The organism is Cellulophaga sp. BC115SP, from assembly GCF_009905545.1.
Classification (GTDB): Bacteria; Bacteroidota; Bacteroidia; order Cytophagales; family Spirosomataceae; genus Flectobacillus; species Flectobacillus rivi.
On sequence record NZ_JAAALB010000158.1, the window covers coordinates 1 to 936 of the forward strand.

Annotated in this window: 1 protein-coding gene; it reads left to right on the forward strand. The window is 41.1% G+C overall.

Translation table 11 applies throughout. From position 1 onward, the window contains the following. Positions 1-827: hypothetical protein (locus GVN22_RS27385; RefSeq protein ID WP_166554168.1), on the forward strand; the 827-nt coding region annotated here is incomplete at its 5' end. Positions 828-936 lie beyond the last annotated feature (109 nt).

Genomic DNA, 936 nt, shown 5'->3' on the forward strand with positions numbered 1-936 from the left:
AAGAAAACTGCCAAGAAAAACAGGAAATTGCAAAACCCTTGGGAGCTGGCCAAGAACCTAACCAAGAAAATTTTACCAAGAAAAAAGCAGGTGTGGACCCGGCGTCAACTTCCGAGGTGGCAGACGAAAACCCTCAAGGTGGCACCGAAATTTCGTCAGATGAGCGTTTTGAGGCATACAAGCAAGGAAAACTGCACAAACTGCGATACCAAAACAAGCCGACACCAGTAAAGGCGATCACCGAAATTGAGAAAGCACAAATTGTAAGCCGTTTCTGGAGCTATGTCAAGGACATTTTCTATCCAAATCGCAACTTTACGCCAATTGAAGCAGACATTAAGAAGGTTATTTACAGGGATGTATTTAAGTCATTTGTGCCCGAAAAACCATCAGAAAACACTTTTGAGTTTTGGGAAATTTACAATTTGAGAATGCAATACTGGGCTGACAAAAAGCAAGCTTTTGATGCTCGTAAAGACCGCCAAGCGTACCACCCAACGGCTTATTTCCAAAAAAGCTACGGAAATTCTCAGAAACAAGGGTTTTTGGTAGTATTGGAATGGGACAAAAAAGCTCAAAAATCACTCAAGGAACTAGAATTTGAGCGTGAGTTGGAACGTGCTAAGCTTTCAATGCTTCAATTCCCTGTCACTGGAACAGTGCCTAAAGGGCAAAAGAACAAAATCAAAGATATTACCCAGTTGGCCCAGTACTTTAGCCGTAAGCTCACAGTACGCACCACTAGCGAATATGTACAGAAATTTAATACCTTTTTAACAACTACAAACTTTACAAAACCATGGCAACAACAACCGCTCCACTCGTAAAATGGAAACTTAAATATATTCTTCCAAACGGCGTTTGGTTACCGCTCAAGACATCGAATGATATTATAGTTTTTGGTAAAAATTCCTCTCAACGTCTCATGTCAGCCGC